This window comes from Lactobacillus sp. W8093, assembly GCF_016100925.1.
Classification (GTDB): Bacteria; Bacillota; Bacilli; order Lactobacillales; family Lactobacillaceae; genus Lactobacillus; species Lactobacillus helsingborgensis.
Genome location: NZ_JACFRL010000005.1, coordinates 122031 through 142590, shown reverse-complemented (window position 1 = coordinate 142590; position 20560 = coordinate 122031). Strand labels below are relative to the sequence as shown.

18 protein-coding genes are annotated in these 20560 nt (G+C 37.6%); 1 reads left to right on the top strand and 17 read right to left on the bottom strand.

Annotated features, from left to right (window positions below):
- Window positions 1-128: 128 nt before the first annotated feature.
- From H3T47_RS05010 to H3T47_RS04930, 17 genes are all read right to left on the bottom strand, one after another.
- On the bottom strand, window positions 129-314 hold the full coding sequence (locus tag H3T47_RS05010; RefSeq protein WP_199282736.1) for a hypothetical protein: 186 nt from the start codon (window positions 312-314) through the stop codon (window positions 129-131).
- Window positions 315-331: 17 nt separating this feature from the next.
- Window positions 332-850 (bottom strand): TetR family transcriptional regulator C-terminal domain-containing protein, encoded by a 519-nt coding sequence (locus H3T47_RS05005; protein ID WP_199282735.1) that lies wholly within the window; start codon window positions 848-850, stop codon window positions 332-334.
- Between the two features lie 219 nt (window positions 851-1069).
- The gene (locus H3T47_RS05000) at window positions 1070-2431 is read right to left on the bottom strand and encodes a DEAD/DEAH box helicase (RefSeq protein WP_199282734.1); all 1362 of its coding nucleotides are present in this window, start codon (window positions 2429-2431) and stop codon (window positions 1070-1072) included.
- The gene (locus H3T47_RS04995; protein ID WP_199282733.1) at window positions 2424-3380 is read right to left on the bottom strand and encodes a bifunctional oligoribonuclease/PAP phosphatase NrnA; all 957 of its coding nucleotides are present in this window, start codon (window positions 3378-3380) and stop codon (window positions 2424-2426) included. The genes H3T47_RS05000 and H3T47_RS04995 overlap by 8 nt, the downstream gene beginning before the upstream one ends.
- A gap of 53 nt (window positions 3381-3433) precedes the next feature.
- Window positions 3434-4570: a DNA polymerase IV gene (gene dinB / locus H3T47_RS04990; protein WP_233335846.1), complete on the bottom strand. Its 1137-nt coding sequence runs from the start codon at window positions 4568-4570 to the stop codon at window positions 3434-3436.
- Window positions 4563-6011 carry a glucose-6-phosphate dehydrogenase gene (gene zwf, locus H3T47_RS04985; protein ID WP_199282731.1) on the bottom strand — a complete coding sequence of 483 codons (1449 nt, stop codon included), beginning with the start codon at window positions 6009-6011 and terminating at the stop codon, window positions 4563-4565. Before zwf ends, dinB begins: the two co-directional genes overlap by 8 nt.
- Before the next feature lie 141 nt (window positions 6012-6152).
- Entirely contained in the window at window positions 6153-6632 is a 480-nt protein-coding gene (yajC, locus tag H3T47_RS04980; protein WP_370567573.1) for a preprotein translocase subunit YajC, read from the bottom strand.
- A gap of 66 nt (window positions 6633-6698) precedes the next feature.
- Complete coding sequence (gene ruvB / locus H3T47_RS04975; protein WP_370567572.1) at window positions 6699-7721, bottom strand: Holliday junction branch migration DNA helicase RuvB; 1023 nt, start codon at window positions 7719-7721, stop codon at window positions 6699-6701.
- Between the two features lie 35 nt (window positions 7722-7756).
- On the bottom strand, window positions 7757-8341 hold the full coding sequence (ruvA, locus tag H3T47_RS04970) for a Holliday junction branch migration protein RuvA (RefSeq protein ID WP_199282729.1): 585 nt from the start codon (window positions 8339-8341) through the stop codon (window positions 7757-7759).
- 3 nt (window positions 8342-8344) lie between these two features.
- A complete protein-coding gene (mutL, locus tag H3T47_RS04965; protein ID WP_199282728.1) occupies window positions 8345-10225 on the bottom strand; it encodes a DNA mismatch repair endonuclease MutL in 1881 nt (626 codons plus the stop codon).
- A gap of 2 nt (window positions 10226-10227) precedes the next feature.
- Window positions 10228-12804, bottom strand: a complete 2577-nt coding sequence (gene mutS, locus H3T47_RS04960) for a DNA mismatch repair protein MutS (protein WP_199282739.1) — start codon at window positions 12802-12804, stop codon at window positions 10228-10230.
- 150 nt (window positions 12805-12954) lie between these two features.
- Window positions 12955-13602, bottom strand: a complete 648-nt coding sequence (gene pcp / locus H3T47_RS04955; RefSeq protein ID WP_046327427.1) for a pyroglutamyl-peptidase I — start codon at window positions 13600-13602, stop codon at window positions 12955-12957.
- A 19-nt stretch (window positions 13603-13621) separates the two neighbouring features.
- Window positions 13622-14545 (bottom strand): DUF979 domain-containing protein, encoded by a 924-nt coding sequence (locus H3T47_RS04950; protein WP_038523472.1) that lies wholly within the window; start codon window positions 14543-14545, stop codon window positions 13622-13624.
- Window positions 14546-14553: 8 nt separating this feature from the next.
- Entirely contained in the window at window positions 14554-15222 is a 669-nt protein-coding gene (locus tag H3T47_RS04945) for a DUF969 domain-containing protein (RefSeq protein ID WP_038523474.1), read from the bottom strand.
- Window positions 15223-15365: 143 nt separating this feature from the next.
- Window positions 15366-16997, bottom strand: a complete 1632-nt coding sequence (gene groL / locus H3T47_RS04940) for a chaperonin GroEL (RefSeq protein WP_199282727.1) — start codon at window positions 16995-16997, stop codon at window positions 15366-15368.
- 19 nt (window positions 16998-17016) lie between these two features.
- Window positions 17017-17301: a co-chaperone GroES gene (groES, locus tag H3T47_RS04935; RefSeq protein ID WP_038523480.1), complete on the bottom strand. Its 285-nt coding sequence runs from the start codon at window positions 17299-17301 to the stop codon at window positions 17017-17019.
- Between the two features lie 180 nt (window positions 17302-17481).
- Window positions 17482-18120 (bottom strand): redox-sensing transcriptional repressor Rex, encoded by a 639-nt coding sequence (locus H3T47_RS04930; RefSeq protein WP_038523483.1) that lies wholly within the window; start codon window positions 18118-18120, stop codon window positions 17482-17484.
- Window positions 18121-18450: 330 nt separating this feature from the next.
- Here H3T47_RS04930 and H3T47_RS04925 point away from each other — a divergent pair, with 330 nt between their 5' ends.
- Entirely contained in the window at window positions 18451-20376 is a 1926-nt protein-coding gene (locus tag H3T47_RS04925) for an ABC-F family ATP-binding cassette domain-containing protein (protein WP_199282726.1), read from the top strand.
- The last annotated feature ends 184 nt before the right edge of the window (window positions 20377-20560 follow it).

Genomic DNA, 20560 nt, shown 5'->3' with positions numbered 1-20560 from the left:
GCACATTTTTGCGAAAACATTGTTCAGTTTTCAAGGTACTACCTGCTGTCTTCTTTAAAACAGCTTTTTCATTTTGCCAGATTCAACTGCTTTTGTCAAGCACTTTTTTCTGACTTGCTTTCGCTGCCTTACCTGACAGCGTTTATTATCTTACTAAACCTGTTGGTTTTTGTCAACTGGTTTTGCTCGATTTTTTGTCGCCCCTTGGCTCCTCTTGCCTTGTGGCTCATTGCCCGACGACAGTTATTAATACTAGCAATTATTTCTCCCTTTTGCAAGTCTTTTTTGTAAAAAAAGAATGTTATTTCTAACATTCTTACAAAAAATATAGTTACGACTGCTTTTTTACGTTTTTTTCTATATGGTAGAGCAGCAAATGAACGCTCTGGTAAATATCTCTGATATCAGCCTTACACTCATTTAGTACCCAATTAAAAATTATGGCATAAACACCGTTTGCCACCATTTCGACTTTTCGAACCGAAAATGCGCCCCGCGGTCTCATATACATTTCAATCGCATAGGCATATTCTTTACTTAAGACGCGACAAAATTCTGCTGGATCTTGTGCAATACGATTTAAATTGGCGTAAAAAATCTTGTTCTCCTGGATTTTAGCCAGCATTCTATAAAACATGCGATCCATATTTTCACTACCAATAACGCGCAGGGTCCTTCTAGTTTGTATAGCTAAAACCGAAGTAAACAAATCACAAATATTGCGGTATTTTTTGTAGAAAGCTACACGATTAATTTTTAGTTCTTTACAGAAGTTTGTTACAGTGTATTTGTTTACACTGTACTTCGACAATCCCGTCACCAATACTTCTTCAGCTTTTGTTAGTCTCATATCCTTCCTCACTTCTACTTATGGTATTATAAATATATCAATGATGACGGTTACACGCAATAGTTTCTGGTAAAAAAATGATTTAATTTTTAAAAGTTTCTGAATTCTGCAAATAAAGTCGTTTTATAAAAAAGCAATCAAAAAACTAATAAACCAGATTAATAAACACTGATTTATTAGTTTTAAAAGTGCAACTAATTTTTTATTTAGTCTTTTTTATTAAGATTGATCTTCACGACGTCTTTTTCTTTGCCTTTTTGCCTTGCGAATCTTATTGCGCTGTTCAATTTTATTTTTCTGGGCTTTATCTTGCTGAATAGCACGTTTAATCTTTTTCTTATAACCAGGTTTGCGCTTCTTTTTCGCTTTATTAACCATGCCCCTCATTTTATTATCTAAACTGTGGGCAGCTGATTGCCTAGAGTTACGACTATGGTAGTGCTTTCGTGCTACCAGAGCACCATTTTTAACTTCAACAAAATCAAATTGAATACCCATTCGTTCCAATTTCAGAATGCGATCCATTTCTTCATCGCGAATTAAAGTAATTGCGTGACCACTCATCCCATTCCGACCAGTCCTGCCAATACGATGGACGACAAATTCTAGTTCACGTGGAATTTCATAATTGACAACCAAACTAACGCCCTTAATATCTAAACCGCGAGCTGCGAGATCAGTTGCCACAACGTATTGATATTGCCCCGCTTCAACCTCGCGCAAAGTCCTTTTCCGTTCACGTTCAGTTATCCCGCCGTGTATTTTAGCTATTTTAAGCCCTTGATTAGTCAGAAAAGCAGCCAATTCGTCTACTGTTTGTTTCGTATTAGCAAAAATCAATGCTAAATATGGCTGACCGAGAGTTAAAACTTGGTAAAGTACTTTCTCGCGTTTTTTAGCGCCAATATCAATTAAATCGTTTTTGACAGTGGGAGAAATAACAGCAGGGTTATCAATGATAATTGTCTCCGGTTTAGCCATATATTTGCGTAAAAAATTAGCAAGTTTCACTGGAATAGTGGCAGAAAAAGCTGCTAGGACACAATCCCGCATTAGACGCTGAGCGATAAAATCAATGTCGCTTAAAAATCCCATGTCCAGCGTCATATCAGCTTCATCAATGACAAAATTTTTAACATAATCTAACGGTAAAACCTTTTTTTCGACAAAATCATGCAGACGTCCTGGAGTAGCAATAATGAGTTGAGGTTTGCGGCGGTTAATTTTTTCTATCTGCCTTTCACGGTCAGTTCCGCCAGCTAAATGCGCAACAGAAATATTCAATCCTGCTGCATCCCGCAACTGCCTGGTCACTTGATACAATTGCTGCGCAAGTTCACGGCTAGGTGTTGTTAGAATTGCCTGAGGATATTGCAAGTTTGTGTCAATTTCGTTCATTACCGGAAGCAAAAAAGCGTGAGTTTTACCAGATCCAGTGACTGCCTGTACCACCACATTTCTGTGTGCCAATAATACGGGAATTACTTTTTCCTGAACTTCTGTCGGTTTAACAAAATTGATCTTTTTTAAGCCTTGCCTAATTGCTGGATTTAACTGTTCGTTTTCAAAAATATTATTCATGTTCCTCTTGGTATTCCTTGGTTACTTGAACTAATTCGGCAAAAATTTGCTTAACTTCAGCCATGTCTTTAGCATTAGCACCACTTGCTAAAGCATGCCCGCCGCCATCATGTTTAGCAGCCAGTTCATTAATTACGGGACCTTTTGACCTGTAGTGGACTCTAAAAGTACCATCAGGCTTTTCTACAAATACGTTCCAGGCGATAATGTCTTTTATCCGCCCTGGAGTAGAAACTGTGCAGGAAGCCTGATCAGAGTCAACCCCTAATTCATGCAAAGTTTTTTGTGTTAGAACTGCATAAGCAGCACCGCTAGGATCAACTTTCATATAATCCAAAACGATTGCCTGCAATTTTGCCTGTTCAAAAGTAACATCACTAATATTACGTGCAATTTCATTGATATTGATACCAGTAGCTGCCAATTTAGCTGCAATTTTAAAAGTATGCTCTGATGTTTCCGGGTACATAAACCTACCGGTATCACCAACTATGCCGGCATAAAGCGGGTAGGCTACTTCTTTTGTTAACGGCATTTTTTCACTAATAATAAAATCGGCAATAATTTGTGAGGCGGCAGGCGCTTGATCGTCAACATAACTCATATCCGCATACGGTTCAACATCCGGGTGATGATCAATTTTAATCAAAAAAGCACCCTTACTATACATTTTATTTGAAATTCTAGCTGTATTCCCGGTATCAGTGGTAATCACAAGGGCGCCTTGATAATCCTCAGCAGTGACCTGGTCCATTTTATTAATCCAATCAAGATCGCCTTCATCATTTTCACCGGCACATAAAATTCGCTTAGTCGGAAACTGCAATTTTAAAGAACGAGCCAGTCCCGCCTGTGAGCCCAAAGCATCTGGATCAGGGCTAGTATGTCTGTGTAGAATGATGGTGTCATATTGTGTGATTTTTTGATAAATTTGGTCAAAAGTGCTCATATCTATACTCCTTTATTTAGCAAATATAATATTTAGTTTAACAATAAAATAGCTCATTTAGTAAATAGATTTAAATCCATATTTTCATAATCTGCTTCAGAAAAATCGGTAGCCGTTACTCCTAGAAGCCTAATACCGTCGTTTAAAAAGGAGCTTGATATTGGGTCAAACAAATCTTTAGCAGCATCATAAATTTCCAAAGGATTATTCGTAGCGTGTTCAAGTTTACGTCTTTTAGTAAGAGTTTTAAACTCACTATTTCTAATTTTTAAAACAATCGTATTAGCATAAAAATTGCGCTCGCTTAGTTTATCCGCTAAATCATTAACATAATTGCGCAAATTAGTAAGTGCAGTCTGCTCATTATAGACACTGGGTTCATAAGAACGTTCAATGCCAATTGATTTACGGTTGCGCTCATCGTCTGGTATTACCCGTGACAAGTCGATACCGTTTGCATGTTCAGCCATCAAATAGCCCATACGGTTGAAATGTTTAATTAAATCACGAACATGTATTTTTTGCAAGCCGCGTCCTGTATAGATACCCATCTCTGCTAATTTGGCTTGCGTCTTGGGACCAATACCATGAAAACGGGCAATTTTTTGCCTAGCCAAAAATTCTTGCGCTTCGTCAGGCAAAATAATGGTGCGACCAAAAGGTTTGGAGTATTCAGAACCCATCTTTGCGAGAAATTTATTGTAAGTTACACCGAAAGAACAGTTCAAGCCTACCTCTTGTTTAATCTTGGTTTGTAAATTAATTGCGATTTGAAGCGCGGAAGAAAGACCCTGCTTATTTTCAGTGACATCTAAATATGCTTCATCAAGCGCGATAGATTGCACCTTATCTGTAATTTCGTGCATTAACTGGTGTATTTCCGTTGAAACCTTATGGTATTTGGTAAAGTCGGGACTCATGAAGACCAACTTGTTTTTGGGTATCAGTCTAAGTGCCTTAATTGACGGCATTGCTGAATGGACACCATATTGACGCGCAATATAGTTTGCTGTTGCCACAACGCCATGACCGTGATAGTCACGCGGATCTTGCCCAATTACTAGTGCCTTATTTTTGAGTTCAGGATGATCGCGAGTTTCAACAGAAGCATAAAAAGCATCCATATCAAGGTGAATGATCTTTCTGTGCGTGTCATTTTGTGGTAGCAGGCCATCATCAAAATTAGTCATAAATCCAGCGCTCAGTCGGTGTTTCAAAAATTTTATTTGCTGCTTTAGGTCCCATCCTATATGGCAAATATTGCTCAGGCTCATGACCTTGTTCATTTTCCTTTTGCCACGCTTCTTCAATCTGGTCAATAAAGTGCCAGTAATTCTTTAGTTCACTCCAGTGGGTGAAATTGGTGGAATCATTGATAAAGACATCATGTAACAAACGCTCATAGCCATCCGGTACCTGATTTTGTTCTTCTTGCGAAAAAAGATAGCTCAGATTTTCCCGTCTAATGCCACTTTCATTGATTTTTTTACCATTAATAGTGATAAAAATTTGCATCTGCGGGTCAATAATAATTGTAATGTTATTAGAATGAGCTCTGCCATATTGATTAGATTTATGCTTTAACACAATGTCAATTCTATTTTTCTTCTCCCTCATTTCTTTACCAGTTCTAAAGTAGATTGGTGTTCCTGCTAATGGACCCTTTTTAAACTTTACTTCTCCAGCGACAAAAGTTTCTGTTTGTGAGTCTTCTGCTACATTTGGTTCTTGGCGATAGCCAAAAGTAACATCACTACCTAAGTATTGGCCCCTGACAAAATGAGCGGCAATTTCTTTTTCAGAAGGTATTACCAAGCTGCTTAATAGTTCCTGCTTTGCTTCATGAATACTTCTTGAAGTCAAATCTTTGGGTTCTGGCATAGCTAGTAATGTAATTATTTGAAAAATATGATTCTGAACCATGTCACGCAAAGCCCCTGAAGTCTCATAGTAACCCCCACGAGCTTCAACACCCAGCCTTTCAGCTAGAGTGACTTGGACGTTTTTAATATTTTCGTTATTCCAAATATTCTTAATCAATGGATTGGTCAAGCGTAACGGCAAGATATTTTGCACCATTTCTTTACCCAAATAATGATCAATTCTAAAAATATCATCCTCAGCAAATGATGCTGTTATTTGCTTATTTAATTCTTCTGCGCTTGTAAGATCACGACCAAAAGGTTTTTCAACAACAATTCGGTTAAAGCCGGAGCTGGTTAGGTGTTGGTCGTTAATATGTTCGGCAATTGTACCAAAAAATCTAGGAGCCATTGCCATATAAAAGATTCGATTACCTTGTGAACTATAGCGATCGTCCAGTTCCTGAGCTAAATTTTTCAAAGTTTCATAATGTTCTACATTTGTCACATCATGAGATTGATAGTAAAAATGACTGGCAAACTCAGCTAAATTGTTTTCATTAACTTCACTGTGAGTTTCGTGAACCGCATCACTCACTTGTCCTCGCAAATATTCGTGCGACCAGGGCCTGCGTGCAGTAGCAATTACCGCAAAATTATCGTGAATTAAACCTTGCTCATACAAATTAAATAACGCAGGATAAAGTTTTCTATGTGCTAAATCTCCACTACCACCAAAGATAATCATAATAACTGGAATATTTTTCATGAGAAAATCCTTTCTGATACCTATATGTGCTAGTATCATTTTATACTATTTTTTTAAAAAACTGATACTTTGCGCAATAATAAACGCTTATTAACAAAATAAGCCAATAAAAAAGTGCCCCTTTAAGGACACAATTCTTTGTTATTTTTCTTGATCATCAGCAGCATCTGAAGATTGACTAGCTGGTTTTTCTTCTGTAGGTTTGTCTGCAGGAGATTCAGGCTTTTGCTCTGAATCTGGTTCTTTTTCAGGTTCACTTTCTGCTTGATCTTCAGCTTTAGTATCGGCTGGAGTTGCGGAATTAGTTTCGGCTGAAGCTGGGCTACTTGGCAAAATTTGCTGAATAGCCATCCTGCTGAACGTCAAATAAATTCCGTCAGCATCAACCACTACTGTTTTGTCTTTTGTATTAACAGAATCAATTTTACCGTGCAAGCCATCAATTAAGACCACATTGTCACCCTTTTTTAATTGGTTCATCATTTCCATTTTCTTTTGTTGCTGCTTTTTTTGTGGCTTAATCATGAAGAAATATGTTACGGCAAAGATAGCAACTATAAATACTATCATCATCAAATTTCCGCCACCAGCATTAGCATTAGCTAAAAATAATGTATTCACTTTTACACTCCTCAATTAATTTTAATTCCTAATTATTCATTATACAAAAAATAACGCATAATTGCATTATTTGTCTGGCAAAGGCAATCCCAGATGAATGTAGGCCTTCTCTGTCGCCATTCTACCCCTAGGTGTCATTAACAAAAACCCGTTTTGCATTAAATAAGGTTCGTAAAGAGACTGAATGGTTTCTACATCTTCACCTGCATTAGCTGCTAAAGTTCTGATGCCCACGGGACCACCATGATAATTTTCAATAATCACGCGTAAAATTTTACGATCCGTTTGATTTAGGCCTTCATCGTCAACTTGTAATTGCTTCAAAGAATCAGCAGTAGTAGCAAACGAAATAACCTTTTCACCTTTAACTTGGGCAAAGTCTCTGACCCTTCTTAATAAACGGTTTGCTACTCTGGGAGTACCACGTGATCTTCTGGCTAATTCATGTGCTGCCTTTTGCTCAATTTCAATATTAAAAACTTTGCTGGAGCGGGAAATAATCTTTTCCAGTTCTGCAACAGTGTAATATTGTAAATGCTCAACAATCCCAAAGCGTCCTCTTAATGGTGCTGACAACTGGCCGGCTAAAGTAGTAGCGCCAACTAAAGTAAACGGTGGCAGCGGTACGTGGACGGCATGGGTAGTTTGTCCTTCACCGATCACAATATCAACATAGTAGTCTTCCATAGCAGAATAGAGCACTTCTTCGATGGGTTTGGCTAGCCGATGAATTTCATCAATAAATAAAATGTCACCGGGATCAAGATCAGTTAGTAAGGCTACTAAGTCACCAGCCTTTTCAATAGCGGGGCCGCTAGTACTTTTTAAATTTACACCCAGTTCATTAGCAATAACAAAAGCTAAAGTAGTCTTACCTAAACCGGGGGGCCCATATAACAAGACATGGTCAAGAGCTTCGTCTCTTTTCTTTGCCGCCTTAATATATACCGCCATCTCTTGTTTCACTCGTTTTTGGCCCAAGTATTCAGTTAAAGTCTGCGGACGCAAAGAAAAATCAGCCTGCTCATCTTCTGAGCCCTGAACTTTTCCAGAAACTATTGCGTTTTTATCTTCTGCCACCAATCTCACTTCCCTTTAAAACCTTAATTATAATATAACAAAATTTACTTCTTCAACAGTAGAGCCAAACCTTTTTTAATATATTGATCCGCAGTGGTTTTATCTTCTTTAACTAAAGCCGGTGTAATACGGTCAACTTCTTTTTTAGTATAACCTAACGCCAGTAAAGCCAATAAAGCATCGTTTAATTCCGGTGATACTTCTGGCAAAACAGTTGAATTAGCCTTTTTAACAAAATCTCCCAACTTACCTTTTAAATCCAAGACGATTTGAGAGGCAGTTTTTTTGCCTACACCCGGAAAATGAGTTAAATACTTAACCTCGCCCTTTTCAATTGCTTCGGCGAGTGAATTACTATTTTCGGCCGCCATAATTGCCAAGGCAGATTTGGGACCAATCCCACTCACGCTCAACAATTTTAAAAATAATTCTTTATCATCTGCCGATTGAAAGCCATAAAGAGTAATCCCTGTATCCCGCACAATTTGTTCAATAAATACACGTGCTTTTTGTCCTTCTTCATAAGCAAAAGGCGTAGGACTAAATACTTTATAACCAATACCTGTTACATCAACCACGATGTAATTTGGTCTAATAAAGGCAATCGTGCCATCTAAATACTCGTACATTAACTATTCATTCCTTTTAAACATTTTACGTATATCATTCTGTTTCAAACGCACAATTACCAAGTTTCCTTGAGCATCATGATACGGATCACTAATTTCTCTTAAACTGGTTAAAATTTCGCCGCAGTCAGCAGTTGTTAATTTTTGGCGACCAGCTATTTTTTTCTGTGCCTCTTGCGCTGCAATTCTTTTAATCAAACTAGCATTACTGCCCTGATCAACATTAATAAAAGAATCTAAAATGCGGCGCACAGACTGTTCAACATCTCGACCAAGCCAAGTAGGATAAGACCGTAAAATAAAGGTATCTTGCCCAAATTCTTCCAAGTAGATACCAATTTTTTGAATATCTGCCATCTTGTTTTTTATTTGTAAATAATCCAGATTCCCAAATTCTAAAATTAAGGGAGTTAATAATCCCTGTTGATTAATTTGGGGGCTGGCCAGATCACGCATGATTTTTTTAAAAGCGAGTAATCTTCTCGCTGTCACTTGATCAACTAAGTACAAATCACCAGCATTTGCCGCAATAATATATGTAGCTGTCTGACCAACAAAGGTTAATTCCGGCAATGTACTTGCTAAAAGTTCATCGCCAGCTGAAATAACGGCGGCAGTCGAATTATTACTACTAAAAGGTGTTAATTGACACTGCTTTTTAACATTGTCAGTCCAAGTAGAAGTAATTAAGTAACGATCATCATCTCGTGGAATGTTTAGATCTACATAGCGCGCGTGCTTGATGTTCTTAATCTTATCCGGCTCATTTTCCCGAATCTCATCGACTTCAGGGGTTCTCTTAGTTTCTACTACATTCTTATTTAAATTAAATTTGAGTTGATCAACCAAAGTCTCTGTTTTAGAGGCGGTCAAATTATTGACAGCATCAGCTTCATTTTCGTTAATTAAAAGCGCTGTACTGATTGCATTATTGATTAAACGACTTAATTCAGTTTCTTTGGAAAGACGGACTTCTCGTTTTGTCGGGTGAACATTCACATCTACTAAAAGCGGATCCGTCTTAATTCTCACAACGGCAAAGGGATAATGTTTATCAGAAAGTTTATTGCCATAGCCATCCATCACTGCACTAGATAATCTAAAATTTTTAATATAACGCCCATTTAACAAAATAGATATAAAATTACGGGTTGCTCTAGTCAATTCAGGCTTGGAAATTAATCCACTAACTTCAAAATCATTATCACTGCTTTTAAATTCCAGCATTTCTTCGGCAACTTTGCGGCCATAAACGCTGGAAACCGTCTGGCGTAAATTATTGTTACCAGCGGTTCTAAGTAACAACTTTCCTTCATTCATCAAGGTAAAGGCAATATCTGGATAACCTAAAGCTATGCGGTTTACTATATCAACAATTTTCATAATTTCAGTGCGCGGACTACGTAAATATTTTAACCGTGCAGGCGTGTTATAGAATAAATCTTTGACTGTTATTTGTGTACCCTGTACTGCTGCGGCTTCCTCTTGCCCTTTTTTAATCCCCGCTGAAAATTGGGCACGCGTGCCAACTTTGCCGGTTGCGTTGGTTAAAATTTCAACATGGCTGACAGCAGCAATTGACGCCAAAGCTTCTCCCCGAAATCCCAAGGTACTGACGTTAAATAAATCGTGTTCATTTTTAATCTTACTGGTCGCGTGCCTAGTAAAAGCTAGGTCAATTTGATCACTGGGAATACCAGATCCGTTATCTTGAACTACGATCTGTTTTAAACCGGCATCAATAAAATCTATTCTGATTCTATCACTGCCCGCATCAATTGCATTTTCGACCAATTCTTTGACTACGCTTGCTGGCCTTTCGATTACTTCTCCAGCAGCAATCTGATTGGCCAGATTAACTGATAGCTCATGTATTTGTGCCATGACTAGTTTTCATCCTTTAAATCTTCTTGCCAATTTTCAACTAATTGCATCACTTGCAGTGGCGTTTGGTCTGCTAGATAAAGATTGGAAATTTCATCTAGAATATCCTTCTCTTTAGCAGTTAATTCATTTTCAGCTTCTAATTCAGATTCGCTTGCCGACGATTCTTCAGGCTCATTACTGAATAAATCTAACTGAGTAGAAGCAGGACCTAAACTACTGCCTTGTGCTTCAAGTCTCTTAAGCAATTTAGTTGCCTTGCGCAACACTTTTTTAGGTAAACCAGCTAGTTGGGCTACATGAATACCATAACTTTGATCAGCTGGTCCAGGTAGAATTTTATGCAAGAAAATCAATTTGCCATTTTCTTCAGTTGCACCTACATGGATATTCTTTAGATGTGATAAGGTATGCTCCATCGCGGTTAATTCATGGAAGTGAGTGGCAAATAGTACTTTAGCACCAACTTCATCATGGAGATACTGGACAATTGCACCAGCTAGAGCCATGCCATCATAAGTTGCAGTTCCACGTCCAATTTCATCAAATAAAACCAGACTACGCTTAGTAGCGTGCTGTAAGGCATCATTTGCTTCAGTCATTTCGACCATAAACGTGCTTTGACCTGAGATCAAATCATCAGCTGCACCTATACGGGTAAATATTTGATCAAAAATAGGCAAATCTGCACTATCGGCGGGCACAAAAGACCCAATTTGCGCCATAACGGCAATAAGTGCCATTTGCCGCATATATGTACTCTTACCCGACATGTTAGGTCCAGTAATTAGAAAAATGTCAGTGTCTTCCGTCAGTTTGACATCGTTTGGAATATATGATCCATCCTTCATTACTTGTTCAACAACCGGGTGACGGCCTGCGACCACTTTCACATCCTGGTTATCAGTATGAAATCCTGGTCTGCAATAATTATTTTCTTCAGCCACTTGTGCAAAAGAACAAAAAACATCAAGTGCAGCAATCTGCCCACCCAATTTTTGTAAAGCAGGAATATATTTTTTAACCTCGTCACGCAATTTCACAAACAATTCATATTCCAAATCTGTTGACTTAGTTTGTGCTTCCAAAATAAGATTTTCATGTTCTTTAAGTTCTGGGGTAATATATCGTTCTGCATTAGTTAAAGTTTGCTTACGCTGGTACCGGTCAAGGGGCACTTTATTCTTATTTGAATTGGTTACTTGAATATAGTAGCCAAAAACCTTGTTATAACCTACTTTAAGGTTATCAATACCCGTTTTCGCTCTTTCTTCCTGCTCCATTTCTGTCAGCCATTTTTTGCCGTTATTCATTGCATCCCGATAACGGTCTAATTGACTATCAACACCACTTTTTATCAGCCCGCCTTCAGTGGTTAAAACGGGTGGTTGATCAACAATAGTGGACGTAATTAATTTGGCAACTCCTCTTAGGGGATCAATTTCTTGAGCAAAATTTTGCAGGTTTTTATTATCTGCTTTTTGCATTGCTGCTAATATTGGAGGAACTGCAGCAAGAGAATGTGCTAGTTGTAATAATTCTCTGGCATTAACACTGCCGAAAGCAATTCTACCTGTTAAACGCTCTAAGTCATATACACCTTTTAACGCATCAACAATATTTTCACGAGTAAAGTATTCATCAAGTAAAGCTTGCACCATCTCTTGCCGTTGACCTAACTTGGCAACCGATAATAACGGCCTTGCCAGCCACTGCTTGAGCAGGCGTCCACCCATAGCCGTATGCGTTTTATCAAGCACCCAAAACAGTGAACCCATTTTCTTGCCTGTTTTAGCAGAAGCTGTTAACTCCAAGTTATCCCGCACAGTATGAGACATTTGCAAGTACTGACTAACTTCATAGCTTTGAGCAGCTTGAAGGTGAGCCAGACTGCGCCGCTGTGTTTGCAATAAGTAACCCACTAATTGTTTAACAGCAGATTTTTCAGCAGAATTAGTTAAGTTTTGTTCAGCAAAAGAAATTTCTGCATGTTTCCCAGTTAATTCGACTGGCTCTGACACTGTAATATTGGCTTTATGCAGGAAGTCGCTGTCGCGTTCATTCAAATGACCATTAAAAACCACTTCCCGCGTACGTAGTGAAAGCAGTTCGTTAGACACGGCAGCAAAACTCTTTAAATGCGTGGCGTAAATTTCACCAGTTGATAAATCGCTATATGCAAGACCAAAACAGCTCTTGGTGGAAACAACTGAAGTTAAATAATTGGACTCCTTAGCTTCACTAGGCTTGTCATTCATCAAGGTTCCCGGAGTAACTAATTGAATGATGCCACGTTTAACCATGCCTTTTGCTTTTTTCGGGTCTTCAAGCTGCTCACATAAAGCAACTTTGTATCCCTTCTCAACCAACGTGTCGACATAAGATTGAACTGCCACGTGAGGCACCCCAGCCATGGGAACAGGATTTTCAGCTTTATTTGAACGGTGAGTTAAAGTCAACTCCAGAATTTGTGCGCCCTTTACCGCATCATCTTCGAATAATTCATAAAAATCTCCGACACGATAAAAAAGAAAAGCATCGGGATACTGCTTTTTGATTTCATGATATTGCTCCATCATTGGCGTTAAATTTGCTTTCACAATTATTCCTCTTCTTTTCTGGTTTACTGTTATTATTATACGCTAAACTAAACGTTAAAAGAAAAAAGACCGTAGTTAAAACGATCTCTTTTGTTAGATTTTTATTTTTGTAATCACTTAAAAGTGCCTTTAAGCAATATGACCTTCAATACTTTGCAAATCTTTTTTGCCATCCATTTTTACAATTGCACCGATAGCAGCTGTGATCCCCTTAACATCATCTGCCAAACTTAGAGAAGGAGTTTCCGGTTTAGCTACAACCTGTTCCGGCAAATAAGGAATATGCATAAAGCCAGCTTTAAGATCAGTAAATTCCTTATCAATCATATATTGAACTTGGTACATAATATGGTTGCAGACAAAAGTACCAGCGGTAGTAGAAACAGAACTTGGTAAGCCTGCGTTTCGAATTGCCCGGGCCATTGCTTTAACTGGAAGTTGGGTGAAATAAGCGTTTTGTCCGTCTTCGTGAATTGGCGTAGCAATTGGTTGGTAACCCTTATTATCAGCAATACGACCATCATCAAAATTGATAGCTACACGCTCAGGGGTCAACGCAAAACGACCTCCAGCTTGACCGATATTTAAAACATAGTCGGGTTTTTCCTTAAGAATTGCTTCGTGGACCACATCAGCACATTCGCCAAAAACAGTAGGAATTTCCAATTTAACTATTTGGGCACCCGCAATTTCATCATCTAATCTTTTTACTGCCTCTATTGCAGGGTTAATTTCGTCTTCACCAAACGGATCAAATCCAGTGACTAAAATCTTCATTATTTTTTCTCCTCACTATTTAAAATGCCAGAACATACATTAGAATAATTTGAATAATCAGCATACTAATTGCAATTGGAAATTGTTGCTTAATTACACCCAACTGATCTTTCATTTCCATCAGCGCAACTGGCAAAGTGTTAAAGTTAGCTGCCATAGGAGTCAACAAAGTACCACAATAACCTGATGTCATCCCCAAAGCGGCAACAATTACAGGCGAACCGCCTTGAGCCACCACAAAAGGAATACCGATACCAGCAGTAATAACAGCAAAGGCGGCAAATGCATTGCCCATAATTGCCGTAAATAATGCCATAGCAACACAGTACAAGGTCACTCCTAATAAGTGATTTCCAATTGGGAAAAGACCGGAAATGGCTTTAGCAGTTACTTGTCCCACGCCGGAAGCTGTGAATACAACTCCCAAAGTAGCAAGCAATTGCGGCAAAATTCCTGCAGATCCAACCGAACGAACCATTCTTTGTGTATCTTCATAAACAACTTTGCCATTCGATTTGGTTAGAAATTGGGCAACAATTAAAGAAACAATTGCAGCAACGCCAATTCCCACTTGCCCACCTAAGTTAGTAAATTGAGCAATTACTAAAGCCAATACGGCTAATAAAATACTAGGTAAGAAAATCCAATTACCAATACGCTTAATAGTTTTGGTAGCCACTTTTTCATCTAAACTTTTTATATGACCAACACGCACTTGCTTAAACAAGGACAATAAAGCAATTACCAGAATGAGACCGCCGTTGACAGCATTTGGCAGCCATTGCCCGGCACAAAACAGTACGGCAAATAAGAACCAGAATGCTCCTGTACCCCAACGAACAGGATTAGTTTCATCACGCCAAGATTCAATAGCAGCAGCTAAAAAGAAGAGGCCGATTAAAATATAGAAGGCTAATAAAATATTATTAATTAAAGTATCCATCTTTTCTCCTATTTTTCTTTATGTTTCATTAACTTTTTGTCAAAAGCGTGATTGTAAAACAAACATAGAATATAGCTGATAATTGCTACTGGAAATGTGTATAAAACTATTCCTGATGGACTAACTGGGTGTCCTAGTGATTTCATCGTACTTGAAATAAGTAAAACACTAGATGAGGCCACAAAGAGATTTTGGGCAAAGAAATTACCAAAATTCTCAGTAGCAGCAGCCCTTCCCTTGATTTTATCCATTTCAAGCGGTGTTAGTTCACCGTTAACTTTTCCGGCAGCTTGCGCCATAGGATTTATCAAGGGTGCTATGAACTGCACGTGACCCTGCAGCGAAATACCAAAAGCACCAGCAATTTCACGTATTGCCATGTAAATATCAAAGATACGTCCAGGAGTTAATTTCTTCATTTTTTGAATGAGGTTAACTGCTGCCTGCTTTAAACCATGTCTTTCTAAAATGCCAATTGTAGGTAATGTTAAAAAGAACAGTGAAACCATTCTGTTATCCATAAAACCTTTACCTAAGATAGCTAAAAAAGAAGTAAAATCTATTCCTGAAACTAATGCAGTAACTAAAGCGGAAATTACGACAACAGCGATTGTATCAAGGCCAAAAGCAAAGCCGACCACTATTACTACAACACCTAATAAACTTAAATATTCCACTAATTTTCCTTTCTAGTGAAAAATCCTGATTAATAATTAAATTTTTAAAACTAATTTAAAACTAATTTTAAAAAATAAAAATCCTATTAGCAAGCCCCACAGGGTTGCTAGTAGGATTTATTAAATAACTAATAAAAACTAGATTACATTACACCTGGATTGCCAGCACCTGCGCCTGCACTTGGATCAGCAGCAGGTTTATCTTCTGGTATTTCGGCAACAACTGCTTCAGTAGTCAGAAGCAAAGCAGCAATTGAAGCAGCATTTTGTAAAGCAGTACGAGTTACCTTGGTTGGGTCAATAATTCCGGCTTCAACCATGTTTTCCCATTTGCCATTAGCTGCGTTATAACCAACTTCATTATCTTGACCTTCAAGCTCGTTCAAGATAACTGAGCCGTCTTCACCGGCATTGTCAGCGATTTGACGAACTGGAGCAGTCAATGCCTCTAAAACAATGTTGATACCAGTTTGTTCATCGGCATTATCACCTTTAAGGTCTTTAACTGCATCTTTAACATCTACTAATGCAGTACCACCACCTGCAACGTAACCTTCGTCAACAGCAGCACGGGTTGAGTTCAAAGCATCTTCAATACGGTATCTGCGTTCTTTTAATTCAGTTTCAGTAGCAGCACCAACATGGATAACAGCTACACCACCGGTTAATTTAGCTAAACGTTCTTGCAGTTTCTTCTTGTCAAAGTCTGAAGTAGTTTCTTCAATTTGCTTTCTGATAGAATCTTCACGATCTTTAATAGCTTCATCAGAGCCAGAACCATCAACAATGGTTGTTGAATCCTTAGTAACAGTAATGCGACGAGCTTGACCTAATTGATCAATCTTAGTATCTTTTAATTCAAGTCCTAAATCATCAGTAATTACTGTACCACCAGTTAAAGCGGCAATATCTTGCAGTTGTTCTTTACGACGGTCACCAAAGCCAGGAGCCTTAACAGCAACAACGTTAAATGTACCACGAATCTTGTTCAAAACTAATGTTGGTAAAGCTTCGCCTGAAACATCGTCAGCAATAATCAGTAATGATTTACCTTGTTGCACAATTTCTTGTAACAATGGCAAAATGTCTTGGATGTTGGAAATCTTTTTATCAGTAATTAAAATATATGGATTGTCAAGATCAGCTTCCATCTTGTCGTTGTCAGTTACCATATATTGAGACAGGTAGCCACGGTCAAATTGCATACCTTCAACTACTGACAATTCAGTTTCAATACCACGTGAATCTTCAATAGTAATGACACCATCATTACCAACCTTTTCCATTGCATCAGCGATTAAATCACCAACTTCTTTGGAAGCTGAAGATACAGAAGCAACTTGGGCAATTTGGTCTTTTGAAGAAACAGTGTGACTAATCTTGTGTAATTCGTTAACTACAGCCTTAGTAGCTTTTTCAATACCACGACGAACACCTACAGGGTTAGCACCAGCGGTAACATTCTTCATGCCTTCGCGAATAATTGCTTGAGTCAAAACAACAGCAGTAGTAGTACCGTCACCGGCAATATCATTAGTTTTTTGTGCTGCTTCAGCAACTAACTTAGCACCCATGTTCTCATAGTGGTCTTTTAACTCAATTGCTTTGGCAATAGTTACACCATCGTTTGTAATGTCAGGGTTGCCGTATGATTGCTCTAAAACAACGTTTCTACCCTTAGGACCAATAGTTGCCTTAACAGTGTCAGCTAATTTATCAACGCCCTTTAATAGGGAACGTCTTGCTTTTTCTGAAAATTTAATATCTTTTGCCATATTTTTATGCGCTCCTTAATTACTTAACAATTGCTAAAATATCTTTTTCATGAAGGACTAAATATTTTTCACCATCGTATTTAACATCTGTACCGGAATACTTATCGTATAAAACAACGTCGCCTTCCTTAACAGTCATAGGTATTTTACTGCCATTTTCAGCATAATTACCTTCACCGACAGCAACAACTTCACCTTCGGTTGGCTTTTGTTTAGCATTAGAAGCTAGGACGATTCCGCCTACAGTTTTTTCTTCTTCTTCTTTAACTTTTACGATCACGCGATCACCAATTGGTTGTAACACGTTTGTCCCTCCTACAATTAATTTTTGTTAATTTAATGTGCCATTAGCACTCTTGCTCATCAAGTGCTAACTTACATCTATGATAATAACCCCTTTTCCCAAAAAATGCAAGAAAAAATTAGCACTTTTTTGTTTAAAGTGCTAATTCGTTTGTTTAATAACTTTTTGGTATGATTACTATTATTTATTGTTTTTATCAGAATCAAGAAAATAAATAAGAGTTTGCAATTCAGTGGCTAAGTCAACGTTTTGAATTCTAATGCCGGAGGGAGCAGATAAACGAATAGGAGTAAAATTCATAATCCCCCTAATACCAGCTTCAACCATGTCATCAGCCGTCTTTTGCGCAGTGGCAGAAGGTACAGTTAAGATGGCAATAGAGATTTGTTGATCACTAAGTTGTTTTTTTAACTCCCCCATTTCATAAACCGGAACGCCACTCAGTATTTTCCCCGTGATCCTTTGATCAATGTCAAATGCGCAAGAGATACGGATATTATTAGTACGTTTAAAATTGTAATTCAGTAAGGCATGCCCCAAATTACCAACTCCAACTAAAGCGACATTAGTCAAAGTATCTTGATTTAAAATCTTCTTGAAAAAAGAAAGCAAGCTCTTAACATCATAGCCATAACCTCGTTTGCCTAAAGCACCGAAGTAGGAAAAGTCACGTCTAATTGAAGCACTGTCAACTTGAACTGCTTCTGACAATTCAGTCGATGACACTTTTTCTTTACCAGCTTCATTCAAAATAATTAAATAGCGGTAGTATAAAGGCAGTCTTTTAGCCGTTGCTGTGGGTATCTTGATCTTTTCCATTTAAAAGCCTCCAATTGATTAAGTATAGTATATATTTCGTTTTTGTGAATTATTCAGCAATTACTATTATTCTACCTATAAATTTATGCCATTTGCAAATGTTTTTTTCACAATCTAACGCTTTTTAGCTAAAAATAACCTATTTTGAGCAAAAATCTATACCATGTTATTTTCAGCAATGCTCTCAATAATAATAAATTTGCATAATGACAATTCTTTCTTAGCTTTGTGTCAACTAAACACAAACAGTAATTCTTTTTATACTAACCTTCAAAACTCTCACACAAGAAATCTAGTCAATATGCTAAAATAGTTTCTAGGTGAAAAATTATGATAATTGCACAAGGACACGATTTAGAAAAACAATTTGGTGCCAATACGTTATTTAAAAATGTCAATTTTTCAATTGACGCGAATGCAAGAATAGGTCTTATTGGACCTAATGGTGTTGGTAAGACAACATTACTTAAGATTATGACCGGTGAAGAAGAAGCCACGCATGGTGAATTCACTATCAAAAAAAATATCGCTGTGGGTTATATTGCTCAGGAAAATGCTTTAGGCGAAAGTAAAACTATTTGGGAAGAAATGCTCAGTGTATTTGCCCCTTTAATTAATATGAGCCAAAAAATAGCAGATTTACAAAAGAAAATGGCTGCAAGTCCCCAAAATGCAGAATTGTTAAAACAATACGACCAGTTGCAATTCGACTTTGAACAACAAGGCGGATATACCTATCAAGCTGATATTAAAAGTATTTTAAACGGGTTCAACTTCCCAGAAGCAACTTGGTCAAAAAAGATTGGCAGCCTTTCTGGAGGAGAAAAAACCAGACTGGCATTTGTGAAGCTGCTTTTGCGTAAACCACCGTTATTGTTATTGGACGAGCCGACCAATTACCTTGATTTAGACACATTAGATTGGCTCGAAAATTACCTAAAAAGCTATACTGGTGCTATCTTGGTAGTTTCCCACGACCAATATTTTTTGGATAATTTAGCGACTCAAATTTTTGAATTGCAGTTTGGCAAATTAACTGTCTTTAAAGGCAATTATTCCGCATATGTAGCAGAACGCCAACTGCGCAACCGGCAACAAGAAGAAGCTTACGAAAAGCAACAAGAAAAAATCAAAAAAGACGAGGAATTTATACAAAAAAATATCGTCAGAGCTAAAACCACTAAAAGAGCTCAAAGCCGCCGTAAACAATTAGAAAAAATGGACAGGATCACTCCCCCGAAGCACAAAAATAAAGTGCGTATTAATTTCACAAGTGAGCGACCTTCAGGCAAAGAAGTGTTAATTTTACGCAATCTAACCATTGGATATCCGGGAAAAACAATGGTACACGATATTTCCTTACAAATAAATAAAGGCGACCGCGTGGCAGTGATCGGTCAAAATGGTATCGGTAAATCAACTTTGCTCAAAACCATTATGAAAAAGTTAAAGCCTCAGAATGGTGCAATTAAATACGGAGCTGCACTAGACGTTGGCTACTATGACCAAGAATTGCAACTCCTTGATCCTACTAAAACTGTGATTGATACCGTTTGGGACAGACATAAAACGATGCCTGAACGTGATGTTCGTTCAATTTTAGCCAGCTTCTTATTTACCGCAAAAGATATTGATAAAACTGTCGGACAATTATCTGGTGGTCAAAAAGCGAGATTAACGTTAACTGTATTATCACTTGAACACAACAACTTTCTCCTAATGGATGAACCTACGAACCATTTGGATCTTGAAGCCAAGGAAGTTTTGGAAAAAGCATTGCAAGATTTTGACGGCACTTTGTTATTTGTTTCCCATGATCGTTATTTTATCAATCAATTAGCTAATAAAATTGTAGAGATTAAAAACGGCAATGCACAAGTTTATGAGGGTGATTATAATTATTATTTAAACGAGAAAACTAAGCAAAATGCTGTTTCTGCAAGTACGTCTGCTAATGAAGACACAACTGTCATTGATCCCGAAAAAAATAAAAACAAATTGTCCTATCAAGAACAAAAGCTCCGTGATTCACAAAAACGTAAATTACAAAGAGCGGTTGAGAATTCCGAAAACAAGATTGAGGAATTAGAAAAAGAGCAAAAAGATATTCAAAATCAAATGGCTGATCCTGAAATTGCTACCAACTTCGACAAATTAAGTCCTTTGCAGGAGCAGCTTACTGAAGCGCAAAAACAGCTCGCTGAGGCAAATGATGCTTGGGAAAAGGCACTGACTGAACTGGATAGCTTTGACTAAAATAATCCATATTTAGGAAACGCAACAAAAATAGGAATAAATCAGCCTTCTTGTTTACTATTTCTATATTTCAATCTACAGTAAATTACTTTGCTAACTATTAATTAATTTTTTGTTTGCAAAACTTGATAAATGTAGTGTTGCTTTAAAACCACAGTAGTTTAAACTTAAAGATAATAATTTT